Annotated in this window: 11 protein-coding genes, 1 tRNA gene and 1 pseudogene; 4 read left to right on the top strand and 9 right to left on the bottom strand. The window is 71.3% G+C overall.

Annotated elements, in window-relative coordinates; all coding sequences use genetic code 11:
• Positions 1 to 43: 43 nt before the first annotated feature.
• Positions 44 to 2,710 (bottom strand): DNA polymerase I, encoded by a 2,667-nt coding sequence (gene polA / locus AC2W7J_RS06925; RefSeq protein ID WP_485981881.1) that lies wholly within the window; start codon positions 2,708 to 2,710, stop codon positions 44 to 46.
• 87 nt (positions 2,711 to 2,797) lie between these two features.
• On the opposite strand from polA, the gene AC2W7J_RS06930 reads away from it, so the two are divergent.
• From AC2W7J_RS06930 to AC2W7J_RS06945, 4 genes are read left to right on the top strand one after another with little or no spacing between them, the layout of a single operon-like run.
• Positions 2,798 to 3,241 carry a hotdog fold thioesterase gene (locus AC2W7J_RS06930; protein ID WP_255183543.1) on the top strand — a complete coding sequence of 148 codons (444 nt, stop codon included), beginning with the start codon at positions 2,798 to 2,800 and terminating at the stop codon, positions 3,239 to 3,241.
• Between the two features lie 3 nt (positions 3,242 to 3,244).
• On the top strand, positions 3,245 to 4,687 hold the full coding sequence (locus AC2W7J_RS06935) for a hypothetical protein (protein WP_485981882.1): 1,443 nt from the start codon (positions 3,245 to 3,247) through the stop codon (positions 4,685 to 4,687).
• Entirely contained in the window at positions 4,675 to 4,944 is a 270-nt protein-coding gene (locus AC2W7J_RS06940) for a hypothetical protein (RefSeq protein ID WP_485981883.1), read from the top strand. The genes AC2W7J_RS06935 and AC2W7J_RS06940 overlap by 13 nt, the downstream gene beginning before the upstream one ends.
• 15 nt (positions 4,945 to 4,959) lie before the next feature.
• Complete coding sequence (locus tag AC2W7J_RS06945; protein WP_255183545.1) at positions 4,960 to 5,712, top strand: DUF554 domain-containing protein; 753 nt, start codon at positions 4,960 to 4,962, stop codon at positions 5,710 to 5,712.
• 55 nt (positions 5,713 to 5,767) lie between these two features.
• Here the strand turns inward: AC2W7J_RS06945 and AC2W7J_RS06950 are convergent, their stop codons facing one another.
• The 8 genes and pseudogenes from AC2W7J_RS06950 to AC2W7J_RS06985 form a co-directional block, all read right to left on the bottom strand.
• Positions 5,768 to 6,367, bottom strand: a complete 600-nt coding sequence (locus AC2W7J_RS06950) for an ANTAR domain-containing response regulator (RefSeq protein ID WP_255183546.1) — start codon at positions 6,365 to 6,367, stop codon at positions 5,768 to 5,770.
• A 28-nt stretch (positions 6,368 to 6,395) separates the two neighbouring features.
• A tRNA-Leu gene (locus AC2W7J_RS06955) sits at positions 6,396 to 6,480 on the bottom strand.
• A 46-nt stretch (positions 6,481 to 6,526) separates the two neighbouring features.
• Complete coding sequence (gene pyk, locus AC2W7J_RS06960; protein WP_421008380.1) at positions 6,527 to 8,011, bottom strand: pyruvate kinase; 1,485 nt, start codon at positions 8,009 to 8,011, stop codon at positions 6,527 to 6,529.
• A gap of 86 nt (positions 8,012 to 8,097) precedes the next feature.
• Positions 8,098 to 9,555, bottom strand: coding sequence for a glutamate synthase subunit beta (locus AC2W7J_RS06965; protein WP_255183548.1), 1,458 nt, complete (start codon positions 9,553 to 9,555; stop codon positions 8,098 to 8,100).
• Positions 9,548 to 14,112: pseudogene (gltB, locus tag AC2W7J_RS06970) on the bottom strand (glutamate synthase large subunit). Before gltB ends, AC2W7J_RS06965 begins: the two are co-directional and overlap by 8 nt.
• Before the next feature lie 124 nt (positions 14,113 to 14,236).
• Positions 14,237 to 15,109, bottom strand: coding sequence for a prolipoprotein diacylglyceryl transferase (gene lgt / locus AC2W7J_RS06975; RefSeq protein ID WP_255183550.1), 873 nt, complete (start codon positions 15,107 to 15,109; stop codon positions 14,237 to 14,239).
• The gene (locus AC2W7J_RS06980; protein WP_485981884.1) at positions 15,106 to 15,903 is read right to left on the bottom strand and encodes a DsbA family protein; all 798 of its coding nucleotides are present in this window, start codon (positions 15,901 to 15,903) and stop codon (positions 15,106 to 15,108) included. The genes lgt and AC2W7J_RS06980 overlap by 4 nt, the downstream gene beginning before the upstream one ends.
• A partial coding sequence (locus AC2W7J_RS06985) for a MauE/DoxX family redox-associated membrane protein (protein WP_485981885.1) occupies positions 15,900 to 16,366 on the bottom strand: 467 nt, incomplete at its 5' end. The genes AC2W7J_RS06985 and AC2W7J_RS06980, both read right to left, overlap by 4 nt.

Genomic DNA, 16,366 nt, shown 5'->3' on the forward strand with positions numbered 1-16,366 from the left:
CTCGGCTCCGGCGAGGTCGCCGGCGCCTGAGCGCGCCCGCCGGTCAGTGGGCGGCGTCGTGCCAGCTGCGCCCGAGCCCCACCGAGACGTCGAGCGGGACGTCCATCTCGACGGCCGCGCCCATCTGCTCGCGCACGAGGGCCTCCACGGCCTCGGCCTCACCGCTCGCGATCTCGATGACGAGCTCGTCGTGCACCTGCAGGAGCACGCGGGAGCGCAGGTCACCCGCGCCGAGCTCCCGGTCGACACGCAGCATCGCGAGCTTCATGATGTCGGCCGCGGAGCCCTGGATCGGCGCGTTGAGCGCCATCCGCTCGGCCATCTGACGGCGCTGGCGGTTGTCGCTCGTGAGGTCGGGCAGGTAGCGCCGACGACCGAGCATCGTCTCGGTGTAGCCGGTCGCTCGCGCGCGGTCGACGACCTCCTCGAGGTAGTCGCGCACGCCTCCAAAACGCACGAAGTACTCGTCCATGAGGTCGGTGGCCTCGCCGGTGGAGATACCCAGCTGCTTGCTCAGCCCGAAGGCACTCAACCCGTAGGCCAGGCCGTAGGACATCGCCTTGACCTTGCTGCGCATCTCGGCGGTGACACCCTCGGGCTCGACGCCGAAGACCCGCGCGCCGACGAAGCGGTGCAGGTCCTCACCGGTCCGGAAGGCCTCGATGAGTCCCTCGTCGCCGGACAGGTGCGCCATGACGCGCATCTCGATCTGGCTGTAGTCGGCGGACATGAGCGACTCGTGCTGCGGCCCGACGACGAAGACCTCGCGGATGCGCCGGCCCTCCTCGGTGCGGATCGGGATGTTCTGCAGGTTGGGGTCGGTCGACGAGAGTCGTCCGGTGGCGGCGATGGTCTGCTGGTAGGTCGTGTGGATGCGGCCGTCGTCGGCCACCGACTTGATCAGACCCTCGACCGTCACCCGCAGGCGGGTGGCGTCGCGGTGGCGCAGCAGCGCCTCGAGGAAGGGGTGCTCGGTCTTGGCGTACAGGTCGGCCAGCGCGTCCGCGTCGGTCGTGTAGCCGGTCTTGGTCCGCCGGGTCTTGGGCAGCCCGAGGGTCTCGAAGAGCACCGTCTGCAGCTGCTTGGGCGAGCCGAGGTTGATCTGCTCGTCACCGATGGCGGCCCACGCGTCGGCCTGGGCGGTCGCGACCTTGTCGGCGAAGACGGCCTCGAGGCCGGTGAGCGCGTCGCTGTCGACGGCGATGCCCGCTGCCTCCATGGCGGCGAGGACCCCGACGACGGGCAGCTCGACCTCACGCATGAGGTGGGTGCCGCCGGTCTCCTCGACGAGCTCCTCGAGGACGGGCGCCAGCTCCACGGCCGCCGCTGCGCGGACCATGGACGAGCGGCCGGCCTCGGAGTCGTCGGCGGAGAAGTCGAGCATGCCCTGGTCGGACTCCTCCTCACCTGCGGTGAGGTCGCGGCCGAGGTGGCGCACGGCGAGGTCGGCGAGGTCGTAGGAACGCTGGTCAGGGCGCACGAGATAGGCGGCGATGGCCGTGTCGACGGCCAGTCCGTCGAGCGGCAGGCCGGAGGCGGCGAGGGCGAGCATCGGGCCCTTGGCGTCATGCATGACCTTGGGTCGCTCGGCGTCGGCGAGCCAGGTGCGCAAGGCGGACTCGTCGTCGGGGGCGAGGTCGGTGACCGGCACGTGGGCGGCCTCGCCCGCGACCGTGGCCAGCCCCAGCCCGAGCACCTCGCCGCCGCCCCCGGCCCCACTCACCGACGACGTCGACGCCGAGCCGGTCGTGCCGTGCTCCTCGAGCCAGGGGCCGACCTCGCCGGCACCGAGCACCCGGCCGTCGACCTCGACCCCACCGGTGACCTCCGACTCCTGGGTGTCGAAGGTCGCGAAGAGCCGGTCGCGCAGGACCCGGAACTCGAGGCTGTCGAAGAGGGTGTGGACCTGCTCGCGGTCCCACTCGCGCCGGGCGACGTCGTCGACGCCGACGGGCAGGTCGACGTCGCGCAGCAGGGCATTGAGCCGACGGTTGCGCAGGACCTGGTCGAGGTGGTCGCGCAGCGACTGGCCGGCCTTGCCGCCGATCTGGTCGACCGAGGCGACGATGCCCTGCAGGTCGCCGTGGGCGTTGATCCACTTCGCCGCCGTCTTGGGGCCGACGCCGGGGACCCCGGGCAGGTTGTCGCTCGCCTCGCCGACGAGCGCGGCGAGATCGCTGTAGCGATCGGGCCCGACCCCGTACTTGTCGGCGACCGCCTCCGGCGTCATCCGCACGAGGTCGGAGACACCCTTGCGCGGGTAGAGGACCGTCGTGCGCTCGTCGACGAGCTGGAGCGTGTCGCGGTCACCGGAGCAGATGAGCACGTCCATGCCGGCCTCGCGCCCCTGGGTCGCCAGCGTCGCGATGATGTCGTCCGCCTCGAAGCCCTCGAGCTCGACGTGCGTGATGTTGAGCGCGTCGAGCACCTCCTTGAGCAGCGGGATCTGCCCGGAGAAGGCGTCGGGGGTCGCGCTGCGACCGGCCTTGTACTCCGCGTACTCCTCGCTGCGGAAGGTCGCGCGGGAGACGTCGAAGGCGACGGCGACGTGCGTGGGCTCCTCGTCGCGCAGGACGTTGATGAGCATGGCGACGAAGCCGTAGACGCCGTTGGTGTGCTGGCCCGTGCTCGTCGAGAAGTTCTCGGCAGGCAGCGCGAAGAAGGCGCGGTAGGCGAGGGAGTGTCCGTCCAGCAGCAGTAGTCGACTCACACGGCACACCCTAGGTGTTTGCACCGACGACCCGCCCCCGTGGCAGGCTGACCCGAGACGTCCGACCCCACTCCGCAGGAGAGCCTGATGACCCAGTCCCCCGACCGTCCCGCTGCGCCGACGCTGGAGGGCGAAGCCCTCTCCGCGCACCGGGGTGCCCTCGCCGAGCGCATGGGCATCGAGGTCCTCGAGGCCGCGGCGGACAAGATCGTGGCCCGGATGCCGGTCGAGGGCAACACCCAGCCCTACGGGATCCTCCACGGGGGCGCGAGCGTCGTCCTCGCGGAGACCCTCGGATCCATCGGCTCCGCCCTGCACGCCCACACCCTCGGCAAGATCGCCGTGGGTCTCGACATCAACGCCACCCACCACCGGGCCGCCCGCGAGGGCTGGGTCACCGGCACGGCGGTCCCGGTGACGCTCGGTGGCAGCGTGGCCTGCTACGAGGTGACGATCGTCGACGACTCCGGCCGGCGCACCTGCACCTCGCGCATCACCTGCATCCTGCGTGCCGCGGCGCCGGGCGCCTGACGCTTGGGACCGCGCAAGGACGCCCCCCTTCGTCGTCTCGCCGACCTGCGGGAGCGGCTCGACCCCCGCGGCTGGACGACGACCGACCGGCTCGTCGCGGTCGCGATCCTGGCCGTGCTCGTCGCCCCCGTGGCAGCCGCTGTCCAGGCCATCGCCCACGGCTGGCAGCCGACTGGTGACGACGCGACCATCGCGCTGCGCACCGCCGGCATCCTCGACGGGCACCTGCCCGCCACCGGCATGCGCAGCACCTCCGGCGACGGCGGCGACCAGTCCCTCGCGACCCACCACCTCGGCCCGCTGCAGTTCTACCTGCTCGCGCTCCCGCTCGCCCTCGCCGGCGGTTCGGCCGCCGGCCTCGTCGTCGGTGGTGCCCTCGTCGCGGCGACCGCCTCCGTGCTGTCCGTCGTGTGGGCCCGTCGGCTCGGTGGCGCCCTCGGGGTCGCCGTCTTCGCCTTCGGCGTCCTGCTCACCCAGTGGGCCATCGGAGCCGAAGGGATGTTCCGTCCCTTCAACCCCTATGCCCCGCTGCTGCCGACCTTCCTCGCCCTCCTCCTGCTGTGGGCGCTGGCGCAGGACGACCGCCGGGCGCTGCCTCCCTTCGTCGTCGCGGTCTCGCTCATCGCCCAGTCCAACCTGGCCTTCCTGCCCCTCGCGCTGGCCCTGACGGCGCTCGCCGCGGGCCTGCTCCTGTGGCCGCGCCTGGCCCGCCCCCGCCGCCGTCCTCGACGACGCCCGCGTCCGCGTCCGGGTGACCGCACGGCGCACCGGTGGGCCCTCGGACTCGGGGTGCTCGTGTGGCTGCCGAGTCTCGTCGAGTTGGTCGTGCACCACCCCAACAACCTCAGCCAGCTCGTGCGCTGGGCCACCTCCGGCACCGGTGATCCCATCGGTCTCGCGGCCGGCATCGGGCACCTCGACCTCATCGCCCCGGGCCCCGGCGGCTTCCGCCGCAACTCCCCCGACCTGCTCGTCGACGGTGGCGGCTTCGCCACGGTCCTGGGCATCGGGCTCCTCGTCCTCCTCGCGGTCATCGCCACCGGCTACCGCGTCCCCCAAGGGCGTGCGAGCAGCGCCTGGCCGGCCCGGGTCGCCCTCGTCGCCAACCTCGGGATGCTGGCCACGGCCTCCCGGCTGCCGGAGTGGCCGCTCGCGCCCTACTGGGTCGTCACCTGGCTGCCGGTCGCGGCCTTCACGTGGTGCGCCCTCGCCTGGCGCGTTCTGGCCTACCTCGAGTCGGCGACGCCGCGACTGCCGCTGCGCATCGCCCGCCCCTCGGGGCCGGCCTCGTGGCCGGCGGGGTCGCCGCGAGCGTCCTTGCGCTGCAACCGGCCTGGGCCGAGTACACGTCGATCACCCGCGTGGCGACCGCCACGGCGGACGACCTCGGCCCGGGCGAGGGGCGACACGTCCAGATCAACGGCCTGGGCTTCGTGCCCACCCTGAGCGCCTCGCCGGCCGTCGCGTGGCAGGCTCACCGGCAGGGCTGGCAGCCGCACTACCTGACGCCGTGGCCCTTCGCCGAGGACGCCGAGCACCTGTGGGCCGGCACGGCACCGGAGGGCACCGACGTCGTCCTGCTCACCGACACCGCGGAGCCGGAGCTCGCCGACGACGTCCCGGCCGGAGCCCGGCAGGTCGCGACGATCCCCCTCGAGCACCGCGAGGGCACGATCGGCGTCTATCGTGACCCCGGCAGCTGAGCGAAGGGCGACGACGTGGACTTCATCGGTGCGGGCACGGTCATCAACGTGCTCGCGGTGGTCGCCGGCTCGCTGGCCGGCATGGCCGTCGGCGGGCGCCTGCCCGGGCACACCCGGCAGGTGGTCACGGACTGCCTCGGCCTGGTGACGCTGCTCATGGCCGGGCTGTCGGCCATGGACGTGACCTCCCCGGCCCTAGCCGACGCCGTCGGCTCCGGCGCGCCGGTGCTCATCGTCCTCGGCTCGCTGCTCGTCGGCGGCATCTGCGGTTCGCTGCTGCGCATCGAGGAGCGGCTCGAGCTGCTCGCGGGGCGGGTGCAGGCCTTCGTCGGGTCGCGGCGCGACGACGCCGCGGGTCGGGAGCGCTTCGTCGAGGGGTGGCTCACCGCCAGCCTGCTCTTCTGCGTCGGGCCGCTCACCATCCTCGGCAGCCTCGACGACGGGCTCGGTCGCGGTATCGACAAGCTGGCGCTCAAGTCGGTGCTCGACGGTTTCGCCAGCCTCGCCTTCGCCTCGACCTTCGGCATCGGGGTGCTCATGTCGGCGGTGAGCGTCGCGGTCGTCCAGGGTTCGCTGACCCTGCTCGGCGTCGCGCTCGGCGCCCTCCTGCCGGAGGCGCACATCGCCGCCCTCACGGCCACGGGAGGGCTCGTGCTCGTCGGGATCTCGTTGCGGCTGCTGCAGATCCGCCAGATCCCGGTCGGCGACATGCTGCCGGCCCTGCTCGTGGCGCCGCTGCTCACCCAGCTGGTCATCACGCTGGGCTGAGGCGCCGGGCCGGGAGCCCGACGCCGTACCGGGGCGCGTGCCCCGGGAGGTCGGGTCAGGCCTTGTCCATCCCGGCGACGACGGCGTCGGCAACCTCGCGCATGCCGAGGCGGCGGTCCATGGCGGTCTTCTGGATCCAGCGGAAGGCCTCGGCCTCGCTGATCTTGAGCTTCTTCATCAGCACGCCCTTGGCCTTCTCGACCGCCTTGCGCGTCTCGAGCCGCTCCCCGAGGTCGGCGACCTCGGACTCGAGGGCCTTGAGCTCGGCCCAGCGCGAGGTCGCGACCTCGATGGCCGGCGTGACGTCGGAGACGGTGAAGGGCTTGACGATGTAGGCCATGACGCCCGCGTCACGGGCCCGCTCGACGAGCTCCTTCTGGGAGAAGGCGGTGAGCATGATCACCGGGCAGATGCGCTTCTCGCCGATCGTCTCGGCCGCCTGCAGCCCGTCCATCACCGGCATCTTGACGTCCATGATGATCAGGTCGGGCTGCAGCGACTCGGCGAGCGAGACCGCCTCCTCGCCGTTGCTCGCCTGACCGACGACGTCGTAGCCGGCGTCGGTGAGCATCTCGGCGAGGTCGAGGCGGATCAGCGCCTCGTCCTCGGCGAGCAGCACTCGCTGCCCCTGGGGGGAGTCGGTCTGCGCGGTCATGCTGCACCCTTCGTGGTTGGTTGTGCTGTGGTGCCGAGGGCGGGACTTGAACCCGCACGCCCTTGCGGGCAAAGCATTTTGAGTGCTCCGTGTCTGCCATTCCACCACCCGGCCGGGGGCGGTGGGTCAGCATACCGATCGGGAGGCGTGACCCCCGACTCAGCCCATGCCGCCGGGCAGCGCCCCCGTAGGCGGCTCGTGCCCGTCGCGGTAGGCCACGGCCGTCTTGTTGCGCGCGTCCCCGATGCGGTGCACGCGCAGGGCATTGGTCGAGCCCGGCACGCCGGGCGGCGAGCCGGCGACGATGACCACCCGGTCGCCCTCCTCGACCCAGCCGAGGTCGAGCAGCTGCTCGTCGACCATCAGCGCGTACTGGTCGGTGTGGGTGACCGGCGGGGTGAGGAAGGTCTGCATGCCCCACACGAGCGAGAGCTGCGACCGGGTGTCCTGCACCGGGGAGAAGGCGAGCATCGGCAGGCCGGAGCGCACCTGCGCCAGTCGCCGGGCCGATCCCCCGAGCTGGGTGAAGGCGATGAGGTACTTGACCCCGAGGGCCTCCCCCGTCTCGGCCGCCGCTGCCGCGATGACCCCACCCTGGGTGGTCGGCGGGGCCATGAGGTCGCGCATGCGGCTCAGGCCCTCCTCCTCGGTCGTCTCGATGATCTTGGACATCGTCTTGACGACCTCGATGGGGAACTTGCCCACCGCGGTCTCCCCCGACAGCATCAACGCGTCGGCACCGTCGAGGACGGCATTGGCGGCGTCGGAGGCCTCGGCGCGGGTGGGTCGCGAGTTGTCGATCATCGACTCGAGCACCTGGGTGGCCACGATGACCGGCTTGGCCTTCTGCCGGCACAGCTCGACGGCCCGCTTCTGCACGAGCGGCACCTGCTCCAAGGGCAGCTCCACGCCGAGGTCGCCGCGGGCGACCATGATCCCGTCGAAGGCGTCGATGATCTCCTCGAGGGCCTCGACGGCCTGCGGCTTCTCGATCTTGGCGATGACGGGCAGACGCACGCCGACCTCGTCCATGATCTCGTGCACGCGGGTGATGTCGTCGGCCGAGCGCACGAAGCTCAGCGCGATGTAGTCGGCTCGCAGGCCGAGCGCCCACCGCAGGTCCTGCTCGTCCTTGTCGGACAGCGCCGGCGCGCTCACCGCGGCACCCGGCAGGTTGATTCCCTTGTTGTCCGACAGCGGGCCGCCGTAGACGACGACGCAGCGCACGTCGGTCTCGTCGACGTCGTGGACCGCGAGGGTGATCTTGCCGTCGTCGACGAGGATCGTGTCGCCCGCGCTCACGTCACCGGCCAGCCCGGCATAGGTCGTGCCGACGACCTCCTGGTCACCGGGCACGTCCCGGGTGGTGATGGTGAAGTGGTCGCCGGCGGCAAGGGTGATCGGACCGTCGGCGAAGCGCCCGGTGCGGATCTTGGGCCCCTGCAGGTCGACGAGCACACCCACGGCGTGGCCGGTCGCGTCGCTCGCCTCGCGCACGCTGCGGTAGTTGGCCTCGTGGACGGCGTACTCGCCGTGCGAGAGGTTGAGCCGGGCGACGTCCATGCCGGCCGAGACCAGCTCACGGATGCGCTCGGGGGTGGATGTCGAGGGACCGAGGGTGGACACGATTTTGGCGCGACGCATGTCACCACCCTATGACCGCGACGTCACCACGGACGAAGGGGGATGACCGCCGAGACGGTCATCCCCCTTCGTCGGGCCGTGCCGGCTCAGACGACGAGCGGACGGTCCGTGGGGTTGATCGGGCGCGGCAGCTGCGAGCGGCCCATGAGATAGGTGTCCACACCGTTGGCTGCGGCGCGGCCCTCGGCGATCGCCCACACGATGAGCGACTGCCCGCGGCCAGCGTCACCGGCGACGAAGACGCCCGGGACACCGGTCTGGTAGTCCTTGCCGCGCACGATGTTGGAGCGCTCGTCGGTCTCGAGCCCGAGCTGCGCCACGACACCCTCGGGGTCGGGGCCGAGGAAGCCCATGGCGAGCAGGACGAGCTGGGCCGGCAGGACCCGCTCGGTGCCCTCGACCGGCTCGAAGCCCTGGTCCGTGCGCTCGACCTCGGTCAGGCGCAGGCCGGAGACCTTGCCCTCGTCGTCGCCGATGATCTCGGTCGTCGACACGGCGTAGACCCGGTCGCCGCCCTCCTCGTGCGCCGAGGCAACGCGGAAGAGCATCGGGTAGGTCGGCCACGGCTGGCTGCCCGGACGCTCCGTGCCCGGCTGCGGCATGATCTCCAGGCTCGTCACGGACTTCGCGCCCTGACGGATGGAGGTGCCGATGCAGTCGGCGCCGGTGTCGCCGCCACCGATGATGATGACGTCCTTGCCCTCGGCGGTGACCTGGCCCTCGACCTCCTCGCCGAGCGCGACCCGGTTGGCCGGCGGGAGGAAGTCCATCGCCTGGACGACACCGTCGAGTTCCCGGCCCGGGACCGGCAGGTCGCGGGGCACGGTCGCACCGATCGCGAGGACGACGGCGTCGTAGCGGTCCCGCAGCTGCTGGCCGGTGATCTCGTTGCCGATGTCGACACCGGAGCGGAATCGGGTGCCCTCGGAGGTCATCTGCTGGATGCGCCGGTCGAGGACCCGCTTCTCCATCTTGAACTCCGGGATGCCGTAGCGCAGCAGGCCGCCCGGGGCGTCCGCGCGCTCGTAGACGGCCACCGTGTGACCGGCGCGGGTCAGCTGCTGGGCCGCGGCCAGGCCGGCCGGGCCCGAGCCGACGACCGCAACGGTCTTGCCGGTGAGCCGGTCGGGGATCTGCGGGGGCACGTCGCCGCGGCCGAAGGCCTCCTCGATCGTGCGCACCTCGATCTGCTTGATCGTCACGGCCGGCTGGTTGATGCCGAGCACGCAGGCGGTCTCGCAGGGCGCCGGGCACAGGCGACCGGTGAACTCCGGGAAGTTGTTGGTCGCGTGCAGCCGCTCGATGGCGTCGTGCCAGTCGCCGCGCCAGGCGAGGTCGTTCCACTCCGGGATGAGGTTGCCCAGCGGGCAGCCCGAGTGGCAGAAGGGGATGCCGCAGTCCATGCAGCGGCCGGCCTGGCGCTGCAGCTGGCCGCGCTCCTGCTCCTCGTAGACCTCCTTCCAGTCCTTGATGCGCACGTCGACGGGGCGACGCTGCGGGAGCTCGCGCTCGCGGGTGTTGAGAAAGCCGTGCGGGTCAGCCACGGGAAGCCTCCATGATCCGGTCCCAGACGACGGAGCCGTCGACGTCGAGGCCCTCGGCCTCGGCGTCCGCCCGCACGTCGAGGACGCGCTGGTAGTCGCGGGGCAGGACGAGCTTGATGCGGTGCAGGCCCGCACCACCCTCGTCGAGCAGACGCTGGGCGACGGCGGAGCCGGTGCGCTCGAGGTGCTGCTGGAGCAGACCACTCACGACCTCCCGGTCGCCCTCGCGAAGGGGGGTGACATCGACGAGCTCGGGGTTGACGAGGGACTCGTCGAGATCGAGCACGAAGGCATTGCCCCCGGACATGCCGGCCGCGAAGTTGCGGCCGGTCGGCCCGAGGACGAGGACCGTGCCACCGGTCATGTACTCGCAGCCGTGGTCGCCGACGCCCTCGACGACGGCGGTGGCGCCAGAGTTGCGGACGCAGAAGCGCTCGCCGACGACACCACGGAGGAAGATCTCGCCCGAGGTGGCGCCGTAGCCGATGACGTTGCCGGCGATGACGTTGTCCTCGGCGACGTACTTCGCGTCCTCCGGGGGCCGCACGATGATGCGACCACCGGACAGGCCCTTGCCGACGTAGTCGTTGGCATCGCCGACCATCGTCACGGTGATGCCTGCGGGCAGGAAGGCGCCGAGGCTCTGACCGGCCGAGCCGGTGAGGGTCAGCTCGATCGTGCCGTCGGGCAGGCCCTCCGGGTGCCGCTTGGTCACCTCGTGGCCGAGCATCGTCCCGAGCGTGCGGTTGACGTTGCGCACCGCGAACTCCGCCGCGACGTGCTCGCCACCCTCGAGGGCCGGCTGCGCCGCCGCGATGAGCTCGTGGTCCAGCGCCTTGTCGAGGCCGTGGTCCTGGGCCCGCGCGTGGCGCACGCCCGAGCCGTCGAAGGAGCTGACCTTGGCGAAGATCGGGCCCAGGTCGAGACCCGAGGCCTTCCAGTGCTCGACCGCCTTGCGGGTGTCGAGCAGGTCGACCCGGCCGATGGCCTCGTCGAGGGTGCGGAAGCCGAGCTCGGCGAGCAGCTCACGCACCTCCTCGGCGATGTACTCGAAGAAGGTCTCGACGAACTCCGGCTGGCCCGAGTAGCGCTCGCGCAGTTCGGGGTTCTGCGTCGCGATGCCGACCGGGCAGGTGTCGAGGTGGCACACCCGCATGAGGATGCAGCCGCTGACGACGAGCGGTGCCGTCGCGAAGCCGAACTCCTCGGCACCGAGCAGCGCGCCGATGAGGACGTCGCGGCCGGTCTTGATCTGCCCGTCGACCTGCACCGCGATGCGGTCGCGCAGGCCGTTGAGCACGAGGGTCTGCTGGGTCGACGCGAGGCCAAGCTCCCACGGACCACCGGCGTGCTTGAGGGAGGTGAGCGGCGAGGCGCCGGTGCCGCCGTCGTGACCCGAGATGAGCACGACGTCGGCGTGCGCCTTGCTCACGCCCGCCGCGACCGTCCCGACGCCGATCTCGCTGACGAGCTTGACGTGCACGCGCGCCTGCGGGTTGGCGTTCTTCAGGTCGTGGATCAGCTGCGCCAGGTCCTCGATCGAGTAGATGTCGTGGTGCGGCGGCGGGCTGATCAGGCCGACACCCGGGGTCGAGTGACGGGTGCTCGCGACCCACGGGTAGACCTTGTGGCCCGGGAGCTGCCCCCCTTCGCCCGGCTTGGCGCCCTGGGCCATCTTGATCTGGATGTCGTCGCTGTTGGTCAGGTAGGCCGACGTGACGCCGAAGCGGCCCGAAGCGACCTGCTTGATCGAGCTGCGACGCTCGGGGTCCATGAGGCGCTCGAGGTCCTCGCCCCCCTCACCCGTGTTGGAGCGGGCACCGAGGCGGTTCATCGCGACCGCGAGGGTCTCGTGGGCCTCGCGGCTGATCGAGCCGTAGCTCATCGCACCGGTGGAGAAGCGCTTGACGATCTCGCTCACCGGCTCGACCTCGTCGATGGGGATCGACGGGCGGTCGTCAGCGAGGGCGAAGAGCCCGCGCAGGGTCATCAGCCGCTCGGACTGCTCGTTGACCCGGTCGGTGTACTGCTTGAAGATGTCGTAGCGCCGCGCCCTGGTGGAGTGCTGGAGACGGAAGACCGTCTCCGGGTCGAAGAGGTGCGGCTCGCCCTCGCGACGCCACTTGTACTCGCCACCGACCTCGAGGACCCGGTGCGGCGGGCGCATGCCCTCCGGCGGGTAGGCCCGCGCGTGCCGGGCCGCGGTCTCGGCCGCGATGACGTCGAGACCGATGCCGCCGAGCTGGCTCACCGTGCCGGTGAAGTACTCGTCGACGAGCTCCTGGCTCAGGCCGAGCGCCTCGAAGACCTGGGCGCCGCGGTAGGAGGCCACGGTGGAGATGCCCATCTTCGACATCACCTTGAGCACGCCCTTGCCGAGCGCCTTGATGAGGTTGCGGACCGCCGTCTCCTCGTCGACAGCGGTGATGACCCCGCGACGGACCATGTCCTCGACGGACTCCATGGCCAGGTAGGGGTTGACCGCGGCGGCGCCGTAGCCGATGAGCAGCGCGACGTGGTGCACCTCGCGGACGTCACCGGTCTCGACGATCAGGCCGACCTGGGTGCGCGTGCGCTCCCGGATGAGGTGGTGGTGCACGGCCGAGGTGAGCAGCAGCGACGGGATCGGCGCGAGGTCGCGACCGGAGTCGCGGTCGGACAGCACGATGAACCGGGCGCCCTCGGCGATCGCGTCGGAGACCTCTGTGCAGATCCGGGTCAGGGTGGCGCGCAGCGCCTCCTCTCCCCCGGTCACGTCGTAGAGACCGCGCACGACGTGCGTCGCCTTGCCCGGCAGCTCGCCGTCGGCGTCGATGTGGACGATCTTGGCCAGCTCGTCGTTGTCGATGACGGGGAAGGGCAGGACGACCTGGCGGGCGTGGTCGGGGTCGGCGTCGAGGACATTGCCCTCCGGGCCGATCGCCGTGCCGAGCGCGGTGACGAGCTCCTCGCGGATCGCGTCGAGCGGCGGGTTGGTCACCTGGGCGAACATCTGGGTGAAGTAGTCGAAGATCAGCCGCGGCTTCTCCGACAGGACCGCCACCGGGGTGTCGGTGCCCATCGAGCCGAGCGCCTCCATGGCCTTCTCCGCCATGGGCGTGAGCAGGATCTTCAGCTCCTCCTGCGTGTAGCCGAAGGTCTGCTGGCGGCGGGCGACGGACGCCGGCGTGTGCAGGATGTGCTCGCGCGGCGGCAGGTCGCCGAGCATGATCCGGCCCTCGTCCAGCCACTGCCCGTAGGGGTGCTCGGCCGCGAGCTGGCCCTTGATCTCGGCGTCCTCGACGATCCGCCCGGCGGCGGTGTCGACCAGGAACATGCGGCCCGGCGTCAGACGCCCCTTCTGGACGACGTGCTCGGGCTCGAGGTCGAGCACGCCCGACTCGGAGGCGAGGACGACGAGGCCGTCGTCGGTGACCCAGTAGCGACCGGGACGCAAGCCGTTGCGGTCGAGGACCGCGCCGACGAGGCTGCCGTCGGTGAAGGTCACGCAGGCCGGGCCGTCCCAGGGCTCCATGAACATGGAGTGGAACTCGTAGAAGTCCTTGAGCTCCTGCGGCATGGTCGCGTGGTTCTCCCACGCCTCGGGGATCATCATCAGCACGGCGTGCGGGAGCGAGCGGCCACCGAGGTGGAGCAGCTCGAGCACCTCGTCGAAGGACGCCGAGTCCGACGCCTCCGGGGCGCAGATCGGCATGATCCGCTGCAAGTCGCCGGGGATGATGTCGCTGCTCAGCAGGGACTCGCGCGCCCGCATCCAGTTGCGGTTGCCCTTGACCGTGTTGATCTCGCCGTTGTGCGCGATGAACCGGAAGGGGTGGCTGAGCGGCCAGCTGGGGAAGGTGTTGGTCGAGAAGCGCGAGTGGACGAGCGCGAGCTCGCTCTCGAAGCGCTCGTCCGACAGGTCCGGGTAGAAGGGCTCGAGCTGCGCGGTGGTCAGCATGCCCTTGTAGGCGATCGTGCGGGCCGACAGCGAGGCGAAGTAGACGCCGGTCTCGCGCTCGGCGCGCTTGCGGGCGACGAAGGCGAGGCGCTCGAGGGTCAGGCCGGAGACCTCGCCGCCGGGGGCGGCGACGAAGAGCTGCCAGAAGTCGGGCATGCAGTCGCGGGCCATCTGGCCGACGATCTCTCGCTCCACCGGCACCTGACGCCAGCCGAGGACCTGCAGGCCCTCCTCGCGGACGATCTCGTCGATGCGCTGGGTCATCGCCTCGCGCTCGGCCGCGTCCGTCGGGACGTAGGCGGTGCCGACGGCGTAGTGCCCGGCCTCGGGCAGCTCGAAGTCGACGACCTCCCGGAAGAACCGGTCGGGGACCTGGCTGAGGATGCCGGCACCGTCTCCGACGAGCGGGTCGCGCCGGTGGCGCCACGGTGCTCGAGGTTGGTCAGGGCGAGCAGGGCGTGGTCGACGATGTCGTGACCGGCGTGACCGCGCATCGTGGCGACCATGGCGACGCCGCAGGCGTCCTTCTCGGTGTCACGGCGGTAGAGACCGGTGTCGGGCGGCAGGGCGGACCAGCGCTCATAAGGGGAGAAGGACACATCGGTCACGTCGGTCACCGTCCTCGGGTGTGAAGGTTCGGGAAGGTACCCGGGACTCCGGGTCCGGGTCGACGGGTACCTGTTTCAGGGGCATCCGCGGACGTCGACGGCCACGGCGAGTGGAAGTGTAACAGCGCCTGTCTTACCTACTGAGAGGCGACTTCTCACTATCTGAGATATTCGTCTCCTCGCCCGAGCGTGCGCGTCGGCCGAGGACGATGTACAGAACCACACCGAGGACGAAGACGGCGAGGCTCGTCCAGATGTTGACGCGCAGTCCCAGGATCGTGTTCGCGGCATCGGTGCGCAGCATCTCGATGAAGAAGCGCCCCACGGGGTAGCCCGCGATGTAGAGGGCCATGACCTGCCCCGGCGCCAGCCGCACCCGCCGGTCGACGGCGATGATCACGATGGCGAGGACGAGCAGGAAGAGCGACTCGTAGAGGAACGTCGGGTGGAAGGTGCCCAGGACGATCGGGTCCCCCGCCGCGTCGACCGCCGCGCGACCACCCGCCCAGCGATGGATCTCCAGGCCCCACGGCAGATCGGTCTCGGGGCCGTAGATCTCGTTGTTGAACCAGTTGCCCCACCGGCCGATGGCCTGGGCCACGAGGATGCCGGGCGCCACGGCGTCGGCGAAGGTGAGGAAGGACACCCCGAACTGCCGGCAGCCGATCCAGGCACCGACGGCGCCGAGCGCCACCGCACCCCAGATGCCGAGCCCGCCCTCCCAGATCTTCAGGGCGTCGAGAGGGTGCCCCCCTTCGCCGAAGTAGGGCTGGGGCGTGGTGATGACGTGGTAGATCCGGCCGCCGACGATGCCGAAGGGCACCGCCCACATGGCGACGTCGAGGACCGCACCCTCCTCGCCCCCGCGGGCGCGCAGACGCTGGTCACCGATCCAGATCGCCGCGGCGATGCCCGCGAGGATGCACAGGGCGTAGGCGTGGATCGTCAGCGGCCCCAGCTCGAGGACCCCGACGGTGGGCGAAGGGAGGAGCGCCGGAGTCGTCACGGGGTGGCCACCAGGTCCTGCGGGACCTTGCCACTCGTGAGAATCTCCTCGAGGCGCTGGGTGTCGGCGGTCATGGAGCCCTGGTCGAGGAGCGACCCCCAGTTGAGCTGGGTGCCCTCCACCTCGATGACCGGCGTGCCGGTGATCCCGTCCTTGACGCTCTGGTCGTCGACGCTCTGCACGTAGTCGACGTAGGTCTCCTTGTCGGTGCACTGCTGCCATGACGACATGGCGTCCCCCGAGAGCCCGGCTTCCTTCGCCGCCTTGGTGTAGTCGCTCGTCGGGAAGCCCTCGCGGGTCTCCTCCTCGGGCTGCAGCGCGAAGAGCGCCTGGTGGTACTCCTCCCACTTCCCCTGGTCGGCGGCGCAGACGGCGCTCGACCCGGCGACGGCCGACGAGTCGCCGCCGGTGTTGGTGTCGATGACCGTCTTGAGGTGGACGCGCAGGCGGATCTTGCCGTCCTTGGCCAGCTCGTTGATCGAGTCGCCCATCGACGACTCGAAGGTCCGGCAGATCGGGCAGCGGAAGTCCTCGTAGACATCGACGACCGGGGCGTCCTCGGCCCGCTTCGCCGAGGCGAAGGGCTCGATGGGCTCCCCCTTCGTCACGCCGTCGGGCAGCTGGCTCGCGCCGCCGCCCGAGCCGCCGCCGTCGCGGCTGGCCCAGATGACACCGCCCACGACGAGGGCGATCGCCAGGACGGCGACGATGCCGGCGACGACGATGACGTTGGCGCCGCCCCCGGTGCCCCGGGCGGCCGCCTGCGCCTTGGCCTTGCGGTCGTTGGTGCTCACTGCATCTCCTTGTCCCCGAAGAGGAGCCGGTCGAGGCTCCAGGTCGATCTCGACCGGATGGCCAGCCATGCCCCGCACACGGCGAGGCCGAGGTCGCGAGCAATCTCGCGACCGTACTTCGTCTGCTCGGGAGCCACCTGACCGCCGCCTCCGAAGCAGCCGCAGTCGATGCTCAGCCCGCGGGCCCACGCCTGCGCGATGCCGATGACGAAGGCGAGCATGAGCACGGTCCCCATGACCGCGGACACCCGGGTGAAGAGCCCGAGGACGAGCAGCACGCCGACGACGATCTCGACCCACGGCAGGGCATAGCCGATCCAGCGCGCCAGCTCGAAGGGCAGGACGTCGTAGGCCTGCACGGCCCGGGCCGCGCCGAGCGGGTTGCCGACCTTGAGCGCGCCGGCGACGACGAGCAACGACCCCGAGGACGAGCCGGGCGAGCAGCCCGACGTGGTCGCGCAGG

The sequence above is a fragment of the Janibacter sp. CFPM2_SD2 genome, assembly GCF_057364645.1.